The sequence below is a fragment of the Vibrio sp. 1874 genome (assembly GCF_033344395.1).
GTDB lineage: Bacteria > Pseudomonadota > Gammaproteobacteria > Enterobacterales > Vibrionaceae > Vibrio > Vibrio alginolyticus.
The window spans coordinates 222,164-239,638 of the sequence record NZ_JAWPOR010000005.1 but is presented as its reverse complement, the minus strand read 5'-3'; the positions used below and the strand labels follow the sequence as shown (position 1 = coordinate 239,638).

The following is a 17,475-nucleotide window of genomic DNA, read 5'->3' as shown; positions in this document are numbered from 1 at the left end:
ACAGAGTCAAAACACAAAAGGAATTATTCATGTCTAATCCTCTTCTGACGTTTACGGACCTACCTCCGTTTTCTCAAATTAAACCAGAACACATCAAGCCTGCCGTTGAGCAAGCGATTGCTGACTGCCGAGCAAAAATCGATGAAGTTCTACAAGACAACGCTCACCCAACTTGGGACAGTGTGATTGCGCCAATTGAAGAAGCGGATGATCGCTTAAGCCGCATCTGGTCGCCAGTGGGTCACATGAACTCGGTAGTGAACAGCGAAGAGCTACGTGAAGCTTACGAAAGTTGCCTACCAATTTTGTCAGAGTACGGCACTTGGGTTGGTCAGCACAAAGGGTTGTACGAAGCGTACAAAACCATCAAAGCGAGCGAAGAATTTGCAACGTTAACTCGTGCCCAGCAGAAAACCATCACTGATGCACTGCGTGATTTCGAGTTATCAGGCATTGGTTTGCCATCCGATGAGCAGCACCGTTACGGCGAGATCAGCAAACGTATGTCTGAGCTGAGCTCTAAATTCTCTAACAATGTGCTGGATGCCACCATGGGTTGGACCAAGCACATCACAGACGAGAAAGACCTAGCAGGTATGCCAGAATCGGCGCTGGCAGCAGCGAAAGCTGCCGCAGAAGCAAAAGAGTTAGATGGTTACCTCATTACGCTAGATATCCCATCTTACCTACCTGTCATGACGTACTGCGATAACCAAGAGTTGCGTAAAGAAGTGTACGAAGCGTACGTGACGCGCGCTTCTGATCGAGGTCCAAACGCAGGCAAATGGGATAACTCAGAAATCATTACTGAGCAGCTAAAACTGCGCCATGAAATTTCACGTATGCTAGGTTTCAATACTTACAGTGAAAAGTCGTTAGCAACAAAGATGGCTGAAACGCCGGATCAAGTGCTGGGCTTCCTGAATGACCTAGCGACACGTGCGAAACCGCAAGGTGAACGTGAAGTCGAAGAGTTACGTCAGTTTGCGAAAAGTGAGTTTGGTGTTGAAGAGCTGAACGTTTGGGATATCGCTTACTACAGCGAGAAACAAAAGCAGCACCTGTTCCAAATTTCGGATGAAGAACTGCGCCCATACTTCCCAGAGTCAAAAGTCGTGAGCGGTCTGTTTGAAGTGCTAAACCGCGTGTTTGGTATGACAGTAAAAGAGCGCGAAGGCGTAGACACTTGGCACGAATCTGTGCGCTTTTTCGATATCTTTGATGCTGAAGGCACACTCCGTGGCAGTTTCTACCTAGATCTCTACGCTCGTGAACACAAACGTGGCGGCGCGTGGATGGATGACTGTCGTGGTCGTCGTATTACGTTATCTGGTGAACTGCAAACGCCGGTTGCGTATCTAACGTGTAACTTCAACCGTCCTGTAGGCGACAAACCAGCACTGTTCACGCACGATGAAGTCGTGACGCTATTCCATGAGTTTGGTCATGGAATCCACCACATGTTGACGCAAGTTGATACAGGTGCTGTTTCAGGTATTAATGGCGTGCCTTGGGATGCGGTTGAGCTACCAAGTCAGTTCCTAGAAAACTGGTGTTGGGAAGAGGACGCTCTGGCGTTCATTTCTGGTCACTATGAGACTGGTGAGCCGCTACCGAAAGCGATGCTAGACAAAATGCTCGCAGCGAAAAACTTCCAATCTGCGATGGGTATTTTGCGTCAGCTAGAATTCGGCTTGTTCGATTTCACGCTTCACACTGAATATGACCCAGAAGTGGGTGCGCGTGTACTGGAAACTCTGGCGAAAGTGAAAGAGAAAGTCGCGGTAGTTCCTGCGGTTGAGTGGGCGCGTTTCTCACACAGCTTCGGCCATATTTTTGCTGGTGGCTACAGTGCGGGTTACTACAGCTACCTATGGGCTGAAGTGCTGTCGTCAGACGCGTATTCTCGCTTTGAAGAAGAAGGCATCTTCAACAAAGAGACGGGTCTAAGCTTCCTGAACAACATCCTAGAAATGGGGGGCAGTGAAGAGCCAATGGAGCTGTTTAAGCGCTTCCGTGGCCGCGAGCCACAAATCGATGCACTGTTGCGCCATTCGGGTATTGCGGCGTAAATTGAGCAAAAAACATCAAGGCCAACCGAATGGTTGGCCTTTTTTGTACATTTTTTATAAAAAATTTTACGGATTTACGTTTCGGTTGATCGGGTTCTGCAACGATATCAATGTCTCCGTGGACTGAACCTCATCAATGGCTTGCAGCTTGTCGATCAGTACAAATTGCAGCTCTTCAATCGATTTGCACATCAATTTGACGAATATGTTATACGCGCCCGTGGTGTAGTAAGCTTCAACGACTTCGTCGAGCGCGTTGAGTTTTTCTAACGCGGAGTGGTAATCACGAGCTGCATTGAGGTTAATACCAATAAAGCAGCACACATCGTAGCCAAGCTTTTTAGTATTGATGATCACCTCCGTTCCTTCGATGATGTCCGCCGACTTCATCTTCTCGATACGCACATGGATAGTGGCAGGGCTGACATCGAACTGCTTTGCCATTTCTGCGTAGGGCGTTCTGGCGTCAGCCATCAGTGTTTTTAATATTGCGCGGTCAAGGTCGTCGAGTTTCGGCAGGCTCGCATTCATACTATGATTTCCGTTAGGGATAGAGTTTTACCTCCCTTTTATACTCATAGCGGATAGGATTCACAAGGTTTGGCAGGAGTAACTGCGGGTTAACTCCGAGCTATGGAGATAATGTGCAGCGTTTTCTGGTTATTGCCGCGCTATGTTGGAGCGCGTTTGCTACGGCCTCAGATCCGAAGGTGTTGGTCGTGCACTCCTATCATCAGGGTTTTTTCTGGACGGACTCCATACAGCGAGGCATCGAGCAACAGCTGGGCGATCGAGCGCTGGACATGCGTGTGCTCTATCTAGACTCGAAACGTAACCAGAGTGAGCAGTTTTTTGCGCAACTAAAATCCTTGTATCTTACGAAATTACGCAAAGAGCGATTCGATGCCATTTTAGTGAGCGATAACAATGCACTTGAACTCATGCAGCGTTTAGCCCCAATCATCAAAGACACCCCAGTTATATTTAACGGCATTAATAACTACCATCCTTCTTTACATCGTTCTCTGAATGCAACCGGAGTCATGGAAGATGTCGATTTGGAAGCGAATCTCGCTCTTATTGAGCGCTTACATCCGAACTACACACAAGTTCTCATCGTCAGTGACCACTCGGTGACCGGTGAGGTGTTGCGTTATCAAATCGACAATTTTGTCCTCAAGTTCCCGCAATATAGAGACAAAATCGTACAACTTGTCCCAGACAGCATCATCGATCTAAAACAACAAGTCGCAAAACTGAGTTCCGATAAAGTCGTCTTGTTCTGGACCTATTACCGAGATAAACAAGGTATGGTAGGCAGCGAGCGTGACTGGGTTGGTGTCAACAAAGTCTCAAACGCGCCGCTGTTTATGGTGCATGACATTGGTTTGGGTCATGGCGCAGTTGGAGGGGTTATTCAAAGTGGTTATCGGCATGGTATTGAGAGTGCAGAGATGCTTGAATTCGTTTTGGATAACCCTGATCAGCCTCTGCCTGAGGTGAAAAAAAGTGATTCTGAAATAAAGCTCGATTACCAAGCGGTAGCGCGTTGGGGATTGGGGGCTGAACAAGAGGTTTCTGCGGTATTTTTTAATAAGCCAATGAAGCTTTCTGAACGTTTTGCCAAGGAAATTCGCCTGTTTGGTAGTCTGTTTGTGGTGATGTCGGTGGTCATTTTGCTGATGGGTTATTATTTACAGCGGATGCGTCGCAGTGAGAGCGCTGCGCGAGAAAGCCAGGCTATTCTAGAATCGATTTTCGATCAGAGCATGCAGTATATGGGCATTTTGGATGCCAACGGTGTGCTTAAATCGGGCAACGATCACCTTCAATCCTTACTTTATCACCAAGGACTGCGCTTAGACCGACCACTTTGGTTTCACCCCAACTGGAGTGAAAAAGCACAAGCGTTGCTAGAGGAGTATTTCCACGCGCCTCACCATCAAGTGTCGACGTTTGAAGCTGAAATTTGGAGTAAAGAACACGGCGCATTGGTGTTAGAAGTTTCGCTCAAGCCTTTTTCTCAGCAAGTAGGGAATCATAAGCAATACTTGTTTGAAGCGCGCGATATTACCAGTCGTAAATTGATGGAGGACAAGCTCTACCAACGTGAGTCAACCCTACGCAACTATTACGAGCAGCAGCCCGTGATGATGGTGACGCTTGATAGTAATAACCGAATTCAAGAAGTGAATCGATTTGCTCAACTACTTCTTGGCTACAAACCGATGGACATGCTCGGACATCGCCTGAGGGAGCTCTATTTTGATGACAAAGTGCTGTTCCCTCGCCAAGTGTTATTGCAACCCAACCAGCAAGTGCATGGTGTTTGGCGACGTGAAGTCGAGTATCGTCATGCAAATGGTCATCGTGTTTGGGTGCGCGAGAATATTCGTCCGCTGAGTGAATCTGAGCAACTGCTGATTGTGGGCGAAGATATTACCGAAACCAAACTGCTCTCCGAGAAATTGGAATACCAAGCTCGCTATGACTTACTGACGGGGACTTACAACAGAAACCATTTTGAACTAGAGCTTAAGACCGCACTGTGCGAAGTGGACAGCCATCGTCGAGTCCACGCCATGCTGTACCTCGACTTAGATCAGCTAAAAGTCCTCAATGATACGGTTGGGCATGATGCAGGTGATGCGGCGATTCAATTCTGCGCCAGTATGCTGGAAGGCGTTCTGCCGTACAATTCCATCTTGGCTCGAATGGGAGGCGATGAGTTTGCGGTGTTACTCAAAGACTGTGACGAATATGGCGCCATCAATATTGCCAAACTGATCATCTCGACACTAAGCGAACACCTCTTTATTTGGGAAGACACACGCCTGTTCATCAGTTGCTCAATTGGTATCCGTATCATCGATCATACCGCTGATACGCCACAAATGGTGCACGCTCAAGCAGACTCTGCTTGTCACGCCGCTAAAGAGCAAGGCCGTAACCGCTATAATCTATTCAGCTTAGATAACGAAGAGTTGCAGCGTCGTCAGATGGAAATGCAGAGCGTCAATTTGGTGCATGAGGCATTGTCGAATCAACGTTTAGAACTGTTTGCTCAACCGATAAAAAGCTTACAAAAGCACGAGACTCAAATGTATTTTGAGATTTTGGTGCGTATTCGCAATGGGTACGGTGATTATGTTTCTCCTGCGCTGTTTATCCCTGCTTCCGAGCGCTACAACATTGCCCATTGGATTGATAAGCAGGTTATTACTCAAACGCTAGAGTGGTTTGAACAGCGTCCTGAGGTGATTGAACAGCTTGGTCGCTGTTCGATAAACCTTTCAGGTCAATCTATGGGGAATCAAGAGTTTATTGACTTCTTATTGGAGCGATTGGAAAGTTCGACTCTGCCGTGTGAAAAAATCTGCTTAGAAATCACCGAGACAGCGGCGATGAGCAATCTGGATCAAGCCATTGAGCTGTTTACCAAGCTAAAGGCTTTGGGTTGCATGATTGCATTGGATGATTTCGGATCTGGATTGTCTTCATTTGGTTACTTAAAGAAACTTCCTGTCGATATCGTGAAAATTGATGGTCTTTTCGTGCAAGATATCAACGTAAATGAAATGGACCGCGTGATGGTTCGTTCAATCAATGACTTGGCGAAACAACTAGGCAAAGTGACGGTGGCGGAGTTTGTCGAAAATGACCAGGTCATGCAGCATTTGATAGACCTCGGTGTGGACTACGGCCAAGGCTACGGTATTGGTCATCCTAAGCCGCTTTCTGAGCTAGTGGAGCAACTGACGGTTGTATAACCTCTGCGTAGCAAGCTCAACCTAGCATTAATAGGTAACTTAGGTATACACTCAGCGCCAGTTACCTCGATTTTTATTGGAGCCTCCTTTTGCAACTGCAATTGATCTGTGAAAACCTGTCTCAACAATCTCATCTTGATGAACTCGCTGCGCGTTGGCGGCTTTCTCATACTGACGATAGCGATTTTGCTTTGGTGCTAACCACCGAGCGTTTGGAGCTACGTAAAGTGGATGAGCCAAAGCTGGGTGCAATCTTTGTGGATTTGATTGGTGGTGCGGTCGGTCATCGTCGCAAGTTCGGTGGTGGTAAAGGTCAGGCAATTGCGAAAGCGGCGGGGTTGAACAAAGGGGCAACGCCAACCGTGTTAGACGGCACGGCAGGTCTTGGTCGTGATGCGTTTGTGCTCGCCTCACTAGGTTGTAAAGTGCAGATGGTCGAGCGTCATCCAGTCGTCGCGGCTTTGTTAGATGATGGCTTGGATCGAGCGAAACAAGACCCAGAAATCGGCACCTGGGTATCTGAGCGCATGTCGCTAATCCATGCCTCTAGCCATGATGCGCTGGAACAATTGGCGCAAGATAAAGACTTTGTCCAGCCAGATGTGGTGTATCTTGACCCGATGTATCCGCACCCAGAAAATAAAAAGAAGTCGGCGCTCGTGAAAAAAGAAATGCGCGTTTTCCAATCGTTGGTTGGCGCTGATTTGGACGCCGATGGCCTACTAGAACCAGCCATGGCGTTAGCCACAAAGCGTGTAGTAGTTAAACGCCCAGACTATGCTAACTGGCTGAACGAGAAAAAACCGACCATGGCGATTGAAACGAAAAAAAATCGCTTCGATGTCTACGTTAAAGCATCGATGGCATAACTTCCTGACGGCTCAACTTTTCTTGTCACAGTACGGTGTGTCGTGCTGTGACTCAGCCTCTCTTTCCTCGTCTCTATTGATAGTTTTCTCTTGCTAATTCCCTTCCCTGACTGTATATCTAACTAAGAATTATTATTATTTCACTTGTTGTGATGCGGTCGATAACTGGGAAGCTGGAGTAGTAGAATGGCTAAACGTTTATGTAAAATGAGTCGCAAACAGATCGCGGCAGAACTTGGTGATATCCATCGTTTAGTTGTCGCACCAAAATTCGTTTGTCGTTCTTGCGCACGCTCTTCATCGGCCAAAGATACCCTTTGTAAGCCAGCCGCAATTCCTCCACAAAAATGCCAAGACAAGCCGTTAAACGAGCAACAAGCATGCGGTTTGTTAGCTGAAGCGCTGCCTGCGCAATCCATTTCCGTCACGTCAAAACACAGCGCAGAAAAGGCGGCGATCGTGAAACGTGTGGTCGAGCGAGTGAAAGAGAAGAAACAAGCCGCGAAAGTGGTGACACCAGTGTCGATGGCGGCTCCTGCACTGTTTGATTTGGCCGATAAAAAATCGCTCAAGAAAGCGAAAAAAGCACTGAAAAAGCACTATAAGCAGCAAAAGAAGTTGCTAAAAGTGGCGAAAAAACAACAAAAGTTACTTAAGCGTCAGCGTAAACTGGAAGCGCGTAATGCGAAACTAGAAGTGTTGCTGCCAACGCCACCTAATGCTTTGATGAACGCAATCTCACAAGCCAAAGTGCATTAATCAAATAAAAAAACGCTCTCCAGTCGGAGAGCGTTTTTTATTGTCGAAATGTTTATAGGATTAGCTGCGTTACTTATTGGCGTAGCTCATCTCTACGCGCTTTTTCACCCAGGTTTCGTTAATCCATAGGGATAGCATGATGATCGCACCGCCAATGGCGAGTCGCATGACATCAACATCGCGGTTCCAAATCACAATGTTTACAATCAAGCCCGCCGGAACCAATGCATTGTTCATTACTGCCAGTGCACCTGCGTTCACCATAGTCGCGCCTTTGTTCCAAGCAAAGTAACCAAAACCAGAAGCAATCAACCCAAGGTATGTCAGAATGCCCCATTGTGTTGCAGTGGTAGGTAGTTTGTCGAGGTTACCCATGAGCGCGAAAGCCACGGTTGCTACACAAAGTGCACCTAAGTAGAAGTAGCCAAACACGGTGTGTTGTGGCAAATCGACGGGTTCACTCTCCATGATATATTTGTAGCCCACCTGACCGATGGCAAAGCAGAGGTTTGCTCCTTGTACGACCAAAAAGCCCAGTAGGAAATCTTCATTAATGCCTGCAAATTTAATCCAGGCGGCACCAAATACGGCTATTGCAGCGGTAACTAAGTACCAAGGTGAAAAGCGACCTTTCAAGAAGTCATAGATTAGCGTGACGTAAATGGGTGTGAATACGGTGAACAGCAATACTTCTGGCACGGAAAGGAGCAAAAAAGATTGGTAGTAGAAGCAATACATCAAGCCGAGCTGGAAGCCACCGACGGTCATCAGTTTCGCGATCAGGGGTTTGCTAACGCCACGGAATTTCAAAAAGGGAATGAAAACCAGGCTCGCCAGTGCCACGCGCATGAACACCGAGAACCAAGAATCAACCTGACCGGCGAGGTAAACGCCGATCAGGCTAAATGAGAATGCCCAAAGTAGGGTAACTGCGGATAGATAAGCCATGGATGAGAATCTTTATCAACAACAAATGTGCCCGCAGTCTAACCAAGTTTTATCGCTGCGCCAATCAGTCTTTTAGCGGTACGACCAGCATATCGACTGGTGAGCAGTTAATCAGCTGTCGAGTCGAAGATAGAATCTTGCTCCAGAAATCTTGGTGATGACCACAAACCACCAAATCAATACTGTAATCTTGAATGGTATCGCACAGCTCATTACTCAAATCGCCACTACCGACTAAAGTATGGGCAATTGGGTATTGCGCATATTCAGCGAAGTTTGCCAATTGTGTGCGCGATGCTTCCATTGCTTGATGTTGCGCTTCTGCCATATTGATATCGATAAGCCCGGTGTAGAGTTCTGCGTAGTTCACGTCGATGTGAATAAAAGAGACTTTCGCATCCAGAGGTTTAGCCAGTGATACGGCTTTCTTAATCAACACTTTACTGTCGTCTGAAAGGTCGACTGCCACAAGTATGTGTTTGTAACTCATATTGCTATCTCCTTGTAAGGTCATAGTTTTAGATTAGCACCAACCCCAAAAAAAATTTGCTGAAGTGATCTCATATCGGTGCCGTAGGTACAAAGTCTTGTCTCAGTAATCATGTTATAGTGGCGTTATACCCAAGTGACTTTGATATGCTGAAATAAGCGTAGTGTTACTGACTAGAGTTGAAGTGAAACTTCGCCGTGTCTGCCGGACCAAGCTATTCTCGCAGCGTCACTTATTTCGAGGTTACTTGGGTATATTGCATGCACAATAATAGGAGTTAACATGCTGTCTCAAACTATGGTCGAACAATTGAATGAGCAAATTAACCTAGAATTTTTCTCATCCAATCTATACTTACAAATGAGTGCTTGGTGTGAAGACAAAGGTTTTGAAGGTGCGGCTGAATTTTTACGCGCTCACGCCGTAGAAGAAATGGAGCACATGCAACGCCTATTCACTTACGTGAGTGAAACTGGCTCAATGCCAATCTTAGGCGCTATTGATGCGCCAAAGCATGACTTTGCGAGCCTAGGTGACGTTTTCCGCGAGACATTTGAACATGAGCAAATGATCACGGAAAAAATCAACAAACTGGCGCACGTTGCATTTACTAGCCAAGACTACTCAACGTTTAACTTCCTACAGTGGTACGTGTCAGAACAGCACGAAGAAGAGAAGTTGTTTAAAGGGATTTTAGATAAGATCGAACTGGTAGGTGAAGACGGTAAAGCGTTGTTCTTCATTGACAAAGATCTAGCACAAATGGCGAAAGAAGGTTCATCTTCAATCATGGATGCTCCAGCTGCGTAAACGCGTTTTGGGACGTTGTAAGTAGCGGGTAAAGACGAAGTGTTGATCGTCTTTTTCTCTTGAGCATTGTTGAAGATGTAGGGAGGAAAAGATGATCAGTGGAGACACAATCTTATTTGCGCTAATGGTGGTAACTGGAGTTAATATGGTCCGGTATCTCACCGCTCTTCGTTCTCTAATTTATATCATGCGTGAAGCGCATCCGCTGTTATATCAGCAAGTTGATGGTAATGGTTTTTTTACTACTCATGGAAATGTCACCAAGCAGGTGAGGTTGTATCACTACATTAAAAGTAAAGAATATCATCATCACCACGATGAAATTTTTACTGGTAAGTGTGAAAGAGTGCGTGAATTGTTTGTTCTATCGACTGCGTTGCTCGGCGTGACGCTACTTGCGGCCTTCATTCTCTAAGAGTCAATAATCCAGAAGTTGTTCTGTCTGAGATTTTGCGGACATACAGAGCGCTTAGAGTTTAAGCGCTTTTCCCTTTCGGTATTTGTCGGTAGAATGTCGCGCCTAGAAAGCAAGGATGTGCAATGTGCACATCCTTTTTTATTTTGATTCGATACCAATCAGTCTAAGAGCTACCGATGAGTAAGAAATTTGATGTTGTTGTAATTGGCGCAGGCGCAGCAGGTTTAATGTGTGCTGCAGAAGCAGGCAAGCGAGGCCGCCGTGTTTTGGTGCTCGATCATGCTAAAAAGCCAGGACGTAAAATCCTTATCTCGGGCGGTGGTCGTTGTAACTTCACTAACTACGACGTTTCAGCTAATCACTATTTGTGTCAAAACCCGCACTTTGTTAAGTCGGCGCTCTCCCAATACACTAACTGGGATTTCATCTCGATGGTGTGTAAACATGGCATTGAGTTCGAAGAGCGTGATCACGGCCAGTTGTTTTGTGTCGATGCATTTACGGCCAAAGATATCGTGAAGATGTTGTTAGCTGAGTGTGACATGCCGAACATCGAGCAGCGTTACCAATGCGATGTTCATTCGATTGAAAAAATTGATGAAGGCTTTCGTTTGCATGCTGGTACTGAGATTGTCGAATGTGAGTCTTTAGTTATCGCAACAGGTGGTTTGTCGATGCCAAAACTGGGGGCGACACCATTTGGTTATAAAGTCGCGGAACAATTTGGTCTTCGAGTTATCCCAACTACGGCAGGGCTTGTACCATTTACTCTACATAAAGAAGACAAAGAAGACTTTGCTGAGTTATCTGGTATCGCGGTACCTGCGGAAATTACGGCTGAAGATGGCACCATGTTCAAAGAAGCCCTGTTGTTCACACATCGTGGGTTATCTGGTCCAGCAGTGTTACAGATTTCTTCATTCTGGCGGGCCGGACAAAAGGTGTTGATCAATCTTGTGCCAAACGATGATGTTGCTGAGTTATTAGAACGCAGTCGTGAGAAGCATCCAAATCAGTCACTCAAGAATACGCTTGCCAAAGTGCTGCCTAAGCGTCTGGTTGAAGTCTTAATTGAACGTAAAGAGCTAGTCGATAAACCGCTAAAACAGTTCAATCAAAAGGAGCTTGCGGCGATTGTGGAGCGCCTAGAGCATTGGGATATCGCCCCGAATGGCACTGAAGGCTACCGAACCGCGGAAGTGACACTCGGCGGTGTCGATACTGATCACTTATCCTCGAAAACCATGGAATGCAAAGACATTAAAGGGCTTTATTTTATTGGTGAAGTGATGGATGTGACTGGTTGGCTAGGGGGCTACAATTTTCAGTGGTGCTGGTCGAGCGGCTTTGTTGCGGGGCAGTGGGTTTAATCTGTTTTGGAACAATAAAGTTTGTACACTGTCGATAAAGTTTGTACAAAGGAGCATTTTGGAATAATAAAGTTTGTACACTAGGCTATAATACACTGTATCGAATTGGATTGAGTATATGTTGTGGCTGGACGAAGAAAACTTGAGAAGCTCGCTGACTTCAAGCGAGCTTTGAAACAGAGTTATGGTTTAGGTGAGGGAGCCAGTTATACACCTTGGATAAGAGTTCAAGATGTTAAATCTCATGGTCATAGCGGTAAGATTGAAGGAATAAAATCAGGTCGAAGTCACCATACCCTATCGGAACAAGAGTCGTGTTTTTTCTACTTGGCTGAGTTTTCTGATTCAGTTATAGATATTCGGGAGCAGTTTCCTTTGCTTCCTCTCTCCCTCTCATTAAAAATCGCTCAATCACTTGGTATTGAGCACCCGAAACACCCTGTCACCAAAGATCCTGTCATCATGACCACCGATTTCCTTTTAACCTGTAGTGATGGTCAAAGGGTTTGGTATGAAGCTGTATGTGTTAAACCAAGAGAAAAACTGTCTGACAAAAGAACAGCCGAAAAACTAGATATAGAGCGGGTGTGGTGGGAGTTGCTTGGCGTCCCTTTTCACATATTTTACCTATCGGAGCTTAATCAGATTAAGTCCAAGAATATTCAATGGATTACAGACGCTAAACGCAAGAAATACCCATCAACACCGAATGAATTTAGAGATGTGGCTAAACGTCTGTTGACGATCGGAACTATGCAATTTAATGAAATCTGTGAAACATTTTCTCATGAAATTGGCATTTCGCAAGATGATGCCTTGATGTTGTTAAAGTCTCTGTTGGCTGACAAAGAAGTAACAGTTGACCTGTCTCGCCCTATCGTCCTATCAGGGATGATTGAAATCATGGAAGTCAAGATAGATGGAAATTCAAAGCAACATGCAGCAAGTTGAGCTAAATAGTGTTTGGCAAATTGAAAGCTTGGATGGTCTCAATGATGGCCTATACCGAGTTTTACAGCAGCATACAGCGGATCGCATTATCATCTTGTTTCCTTTGGTCGAATCAAAGGCTTTGCAACGGCCAATCAAACTAGCTTTTGAGCTTTTTAGTGAGGCAATAAAAGTCGGTAAAGCTCAGCAAAGCCTGTATGAATTGCCTTATTACCAACTGCAATCTGAAGATGATATTTCAGAGAGTCATCTCGCCAAAAGAAATGAGAAATACTCACTGATCGTAGATTTAGTTTCTTCTTCTGATTTTTTGCTCAATCTAGTTGACCAACCTCGCAGTGCCTTGGTTTCTCAGCACGCAAAGGCGAACAACACATATGTGCAGAATATATATAGAGCACTGAATCTCTACTGGAAGTATGGCCAAGAGAGAAATGCACTTTTACCAAGCTACAAGAACTCAGGAGGGAGAGGGAAAACTAGGGCTGCTGGTAAAGTAAAACGTGGCTCACCAGTACAGTTATCAAGTCCTAGTATCGATGCTCCTATAGGTGTGAATACTACCGAAGCTGATAAGACTCTGTTTCTTAAGGCAATGAAGCGGTTCGGTCTCAAAGGTGAAAAAATCCGATACAGCCGAGTCTATGACAAAATGCTCAAAGAATACTATGCAGATGAATTAATCGCTTCGGAATCTGAGTCTAGATATGCAAGAGTGCCAAATTATAGAGCATTTGTTTATTGGGTTAAGAAACTAATCCCAGCACATACATTGATTCGTAAGCAGACCAATCAGGGTGATTTTGAGCGAAATAGACGCAGTTTGAAGGGGGCAGCGACTGATCATACAGAAGTTCCTGGTAGTTGCTTTGAACTTGATGCAACGGTTTTAGATGTTCATATTGTTTCGGACTTTCAGAGGAATCATGTTTTAGGTAGGCCAACAGTTTACTGTGTGGTGGATAAAGAGAGTCGGATGATTGTGGGGCTTCATGTTTCAATGGAGTACGCTTCATGGAGAGCGGGACGACAGGCTTTAATTAACAGTTTTACTTCAAAGAAAGGGTATTGTGCTGAGTTTGGTATTGAAATAGATGAAACGGATTGGCCTTGTCATCACATCCCTCAGCGGCTGCTTTGTGATCGAGGTGAGTTCATTTGCAAAGATGCCGAGAACCTCGCGGTACCACTGATTGGTCACTTGAGTATTGCGCCGCCTTACCGAGCTGAGTTGAAAGGGATAGTTGAGCATCGTTTCAATATTTTGAATGAAAAGCTAGTTCATGAGCTGTTGGGGACAACTAAGGGACGACACTACATTAGAGGTGATAGAGATCCGAGATTAGATGCAGCATTAACACTTAGGGACGTAACTAAGCTACTTATTGATGCAGTATTGGAGCATAACAGCTCAATATTTAAAGACTTGGCCAAGCAGAGCACGTTACTTATAGAATCAGGACTTCCTCCAACCCCCTTTAACTATTGGAATCTACATGTGAAAGCGCAGAAGCATGCTTTGAGTAGAGCAGATGAAGCGCATGTTCGCGCTCGTCTTTTACCTGCCACTAAAGTAACTATGACGGGTAAAGGTATTAGACTTAATGACCAAATGTACTACGACTCGGGTCACCCTAGTTTTGATAGTTGGAAGGTCATTGCTAGAAATCATGGGTCATGGCCTCTCGATGCACTGATTGATCATGATAACTCTAGCTTTATATATGTCAGGCTTGAAGAAGAAAGCGGTTTTACACGGTGTAAGTTGATGAAAGAATCAGCTAACTTTTCCCATAGGCACCAAGCAGATATTTTGTATTTTGAAGATTGGCTTAAATTAGAGCAGAAAAAAGCCAGACCAACAGCGAAGTCGATAGAGCGTCACCAGAGAAGAAATCAGACTATCCAAAATGCAAAAGAGGAAGCAGCATTAGCTCCATCACTTAGCTCAAAATCTGAGAGAACAAAGGGCATGAAAGCGAGAAGGCGGGAAGCTATTCTCGCACAAAGGCTTGAGGATGATGACACTCAATCTAGTCTGACAGAGCAGAATATAGAATCTGGTTCATCGGGTGAGTATATTGATAATAAAAAGAAAAAAGTAATATCGATGCTAAAGCGAAAAAAGGTTAATGATAATGAGATGTGAAAACGCTAGTTACCATGAAGCTATTTTGCCAGAGCACCGAGGTAACCCCTTAATCGAAGCTTTACCACCCAAAGTGGGTGATTCTGAATTAGTTGTAAAGTTGAGTAATTATCCTGAACGAAACCTTGATGAAACGAAATTAGAAGAGATTGAAAGGTTAGAGTACCTTACTCGACTGAAAGAGCTGAGGCAGCCTCTTCCACTCTATTTGGATGTCTTTAGGGCTATTGAAATGGCGATTAAGGAGGGATATTCAGCAAAAAACCCATTGTCACCAACGACGATGAATTACCTTCATTACTCATCTGATAGTCGTCCTGATGTTGAACCGAGAACAGGTTTTTTTAAACCGAAGGGCAGCGGTATAACAATCATAGGTGAAAGCGGTGTAGGAAAGACATGCATGCTTGAACAAGTGCTTAACTGCTTTCCAGATGTCATCGAACACCGATATTACCAGAATAAAGTATTAGCAATTCCGCAAGTTGTTTGGATTAAAGTAGATTGTCCTGATGATTCAAGTGTGAAGGGACTCTGCCATCGCATTTTAGAGCAAATCGATCGAAAACTAAGTCTTCCTCCAACTAAACCAGCGGGAACCATTGCTCTATTGTTAGAGCAAATTGAAGCTAAAATGAAATCCAGTTTTCTCGGTGTCCTTGTTATTGATGAGATGCAAAACCTAAATCTCGCCAAAGCTGGCGGTGCTGATCGACTTCTGGGATTCCTGCATAACTTAGTCAATAATCTAGGAATACCGTTACTTTTTTGTGCCAACCCTCCGTTTGACACATTGTTAAGTAAAAGCTTTAAATCAGCGCGAAGAGCGGAAAGCAGTGGTTATTTCAACGTAGAGCTGATGAAAAATGACGATGAATGGGAGTTGTTTGTTGATGAACTTTGGTGTTTACAGTGGACGAATGTTGCGACGCCATTGACCCCTAGCTTGAGTAATAGACTTTACTCGTTGTCTGCTGGGAATATGGACTTGGCTGTTCGCGTTTACTACGCCGCTCAAAAAGCCATTATAGGTTCATCTGATGAGAGGATTACTGAAGAGGTACTTGAGCTTGGTGCTAGTATAGCCGTACGCCTGACGAAAACACTTACGGAAGAGCTGAGGAAAAAGCAAAGGATCTCTATCTTAAAAAGAAATAGAGAAGGAAGAAACTCAGATCCAAATGGTGATATAGGTGAGGGCCGTACGCAGAAAGAAGTCGTTAAAACACAGTCTAAGCCCGTAACAATTCCAGGAGATCTAACTCGTCCACACCACCCAGAGTTTGCTGAAGCATTAACTGAAGTTGGGCTAGCTGAAGATTTGATAAATAGGGTCTTGGATACCTCTCTTATTCAACGAGCAGCCCAAGATAGTGACCCGATTGAAAGCCTTCGTTATTCGGGGTTGTTATGTGATGACCCTTTAGAAACGTTTAGTTAGTTCAGTATGTTTGTTACACGCGCATTTGATGATGAGTTACTCTTTGGACGATTAGTTCGTCATTTTTGTTTATTAGGTGAGTCTTCAAGCCAATTTACTGAAAAAGTTTTAGCGTCTTCTAGGCATACGTTTCACCCTACGTTGACTGTAGGGGTATCGAAGCTATCCTCGTTACTAAGAGATAGCGAATCTAAGCTTCTATATGAGCAAACTCTTGCGCCACTCTTCTTCTTTTTTTTACCTCAGCACTCACACGAGTTGCGAAAATTACTTCTGAATAATGATGGGAATAAGGCTTTGTGGGAAAGCCAGCTTGCTTCCTTTGGGCAGGGTAGTACAGTTTATCTGAAATGGTGCCATCAATGTGCCATTGAGGACATTTCCAATCATGGCGTTGCGTATTGGCACCGAAGTCATCAGATTTGTGGTATATCCACATGCTACAAGCATCGAGAGTTGCTGCAAGTAACTCGATTGAATTCAAGACAAAAGCTTGAACGAGGTTTGTTCCCTCCGCTAACAAGCCCACCTGAATCAAGCCCTTTAGACGTTGAAGTCAAGGTTGCCACCTATAGTTACAGCTTGTTAAAAATCTTGAGCAAGGAAATGAAGCCTTTTAATTGGGCGCAAGCATATCGTAATAGATTGGATGAGCTTGGGTATGTTACTCGTGGTAACCATGTAAGAAGGCAAGTGCTCTTCAAGGACTTCTTTAACTATGCTCATCCGTTTGCTGATTATGGTGACAATCCGTTACCAAAGCATATTCGAGACTATAGATATTTATCAGAACTATTACTTTCGATGAGCAGCCATCACCCATTTCGACATCTTTTATTTGGTTCGTGGCTATTTGAGCGTGCAGAAGATATTTTTGACTATGATGTCGTTAAAACAACAGTTGCAACGCAGGAGACTGTTAGTAAAAGTAAAGATATAGAACGTCAATGTCTTGCACTACTAAAGCAAGGCGAATCAATGGCTGAGGTCTATCGTATCACAGGAAAAAGCCGCTCTTACTTAAAGCGGATAGCTTTGAAAAATGGCGTGCCGATCAAACTAAAGCCAAGAATGTTAACCAATGGCATCAAAGATAAGATAATTAAATTAGCAACGCTATCAATGCATAGAAAGAGTATTTCCGAAATCTGTGGTGTTGGTATCGGTTCGGTAGAGCAAGTGATCTCTAGCAAGAATGGGCTTGTTGAGTGGAGAAAGCGTTGTCACTTTGAGTCTAAGCGACGTCGATGTAGGTTGGAGCTATTGCGTTATGTTGCAGTCAATTCGTCGTCACTCAGACGGGATATTAAATCTAAGTGTAATGCTGCTTTCTTCTGGCTTTACCATCATGACAAAAAATGGCTTGAGGGGATATTGCCTCAAGCCACGAAGCCGATAGGGTTTGGTAAGTTTCTCTGAGTTGTACTT

Annotated in this window: 14 protein-coding genes; 11 read left to right on the top strand and 3 right to left on the bottom strand. The window is 44.7% G+C overall.

Features of this window, described 5'->3' with window-relative positions; translation table 11 throughout:
• Positions 1 to 29: 29 nt before the first annotated feature.
• A complete protein-coding gene (prlC, locus tag R8N46_RS12985; RefSeq protein WP_170897632.1) occupies positions 30 to 2,072 on the top strand; it encodes an oligopeptidase A in 2,043 nt (680 codons plus the stop codon).
• A 66-nt stretch (positions 2,073 to 2,138) separates the two neighbouring features.
• On the opposite strand, the gene asnC is transcribed toward prlC, so the two are convergent.
• On the bottom strand, positions 2,139 to 2,603 hold the full coding sequence (gene asnC / locus R8N46_RS12980) for a transcriptional regulator AsnC (protein WP_005389595.1): 465 nt from the start codon (positions 2,601 to 2,603) through the stop codon (positions 2,139 to 2,141).
• Between the two features lie 113 nt (positions 2,604 to 2,716).
• On the opposite strand from asnC, the gene R8N46_RS12975 reads away from it, so the two are divergent.
• From R8N46_RS12975 to R8N46_RS12965, 3 genes are all read left to right on the top strand, one after another.
• The gene (locus R8N46_RS12975; protein WP_318098386.1) at positions 2,717 to 5,842 is read left to right on the top strand and encodes an EAL domain-containing protein; all 3,126 of its coding nucleotides are present in this window, start codon (positions 2,717 to 2,719) and stop codon (positions 5,840 to 5,842) included.
• A gap of 89 nt (positions 5,843 to 5,931) precedes the next feature.
• The gene (locus R8N46_RS12970; protein ID WP_025768285.1) at positions 5,932 to 6,711 is read left to right on the top strand and encodes a class I SAM-dependent methyltransferase; all 780 of its coding nucleotides are present in this window, start codon (positions 5,932 to 5,934) and stop codon (positions 6,709 to 6,711) included.
• A gap of 186 nt (positions 6,712 to 6,897) precedes the next feature.
• Positions 6,898 to 7,470: a hypothetical protein gene (locus R8N46_RS12965; RefSeq protein WP_213972337.1), complete on the top strand. Its 573-nt coding sequence runs from the start codon at positions 6,898 to 6,900 to the stop codon at positions 7,468 to 7,470.
• Between the two features lie 69 nt (positions 7,471 to 7,539).
• On the opposite strand, the gene R8N46_RS12960 is transcribed toward R8N46_RS12965, so the two are convergent.
• Both R8N46_RS12960 and uspA read right to left on the bottom strand, forming a co-directional pair.
• The gene (locus R8N46_RS12960) at positions 7,540 to 8,418 is read right to left on the bottom strand and encodes a carboxylate/amino acid/amine transporter (protein WP_017635030.1); all 879 of its coding nucleotides are present in this window, start codon (positions 8,416 to 8,418) and stop codon (positions 7,540 to 7,542) included.
• A gap of 64 nt (positions 8,419 to 8,482) precedes the next feature.
• Positions 8,483 to 8,908: a universal stress protein UspA gene (uspA, locus tag R8N46_RS12955; RefSeq protein ID WP_005379165.1), complete on the bottom strand. Its 426-nt coding sequence runs from the start codon at positions 8,906 to 8,908 to the stop codon at positions 8,483 to 8,485.
• A 282-nt stretch (positions 8,909 to 9,190) separates the two neighbouring features.
• Between uspA and ftnA the strand changes: the two genes are divergently transcribed.
• From ftnA to R8N46_RS12920, 7 genes are all read left to right on the top strand, one after another.
• A complete protein-coding gene (gene ftnA, locus R8N46_RS12950; RefSeq protein WP_005379167.1) occupies positions 9,191 to 9,718 on the top strand; it encodes a non-heme ferritin in 528 nt (175 codons plus the stop codon).
• Positions 9,719 to 9,809: 91 nt separating this feature from the next.
• The gene (uspB, locus tag R8N46_RS12945; RefSeq protein WP_005379169.1) at positions 9,810 to 10,133 is read left to right on the top strand and encodes a universal stress protein UspB; all 324 of its coding nucleotides are present in this window, start codon (positions 9,810 to 9,812) and stop codon (positions 10,131 to 10,133) included.
• 179 nt (positions 10,134 to 10,312) lie between these two features.
• Entirely contained in the window at positions 10,313 to 11,506 is a 1,194-nt protein-coding gene (locus R8N46_RS12940) for an NAD(P)/FAD-dependent oxidoreductase (RefSeq protein WP_005382944.1), read from the top strand.
• A 123-nt stretch (positions 11,507 to 11,629) separates the two neighbouring features.
• Positions 11,630 to 12,457: a TnsA endonuclease N-terminal domain-containing protein gene (locus R8N46_RS12935; RefSeq protein WP_318098387.1), complete on the top strand. Its 828-nt coding sequence runs from the start codon at positions 11,630 to 11,632 to the stop codon at positions 12,455 to 12,457.
• On the top strand, positions 12,426 to 14,606 hold the full coding sequence (locus R8N46_RS12930) for a transposase (RefSeq protein WP_318098388.1): 2,181 nt from the start codon (positions 12,426 to 12,428) through the stop codon (positions 14,604 to 14,606). The genes R8N46_RS12935 and R8N46_RS12930 overlap by 32 nt, the downstream gene beginning before the upstream one ends.
• Positions 14,596 to 16,047 carry an ATP-binding protein gene (locus tag R8N46_RS12925; protein ID WP_318098389.1) on the top strand — a complete coding sequence of 484 codons (1,452 nt, stop codon included), beginning with the start codon at positions 14,596 to 14,598 and terminating at the stop codon, positions 16,045 to 16,047. Before R8N46_RS12930 ends, R8N46_RS12925 begins: the two co-directional genes overlap by 11 nt.
• Before the next feature lie 6 nt (positions 16,048 to 16,053).
• Complete coding sequence (locus R8N46_RS12920) at positions 16,054 to 17,466, top strand: TnsD family Tn7-like transposition protein (protein ID WP_318098390.1); 1,413 nt, start codon at positions 16,054 to 16,056, stop codon at positions 17,464 to 17,466.
• Positions 17,467 to 17,475 lie beyond the last annotated feature (9 nt).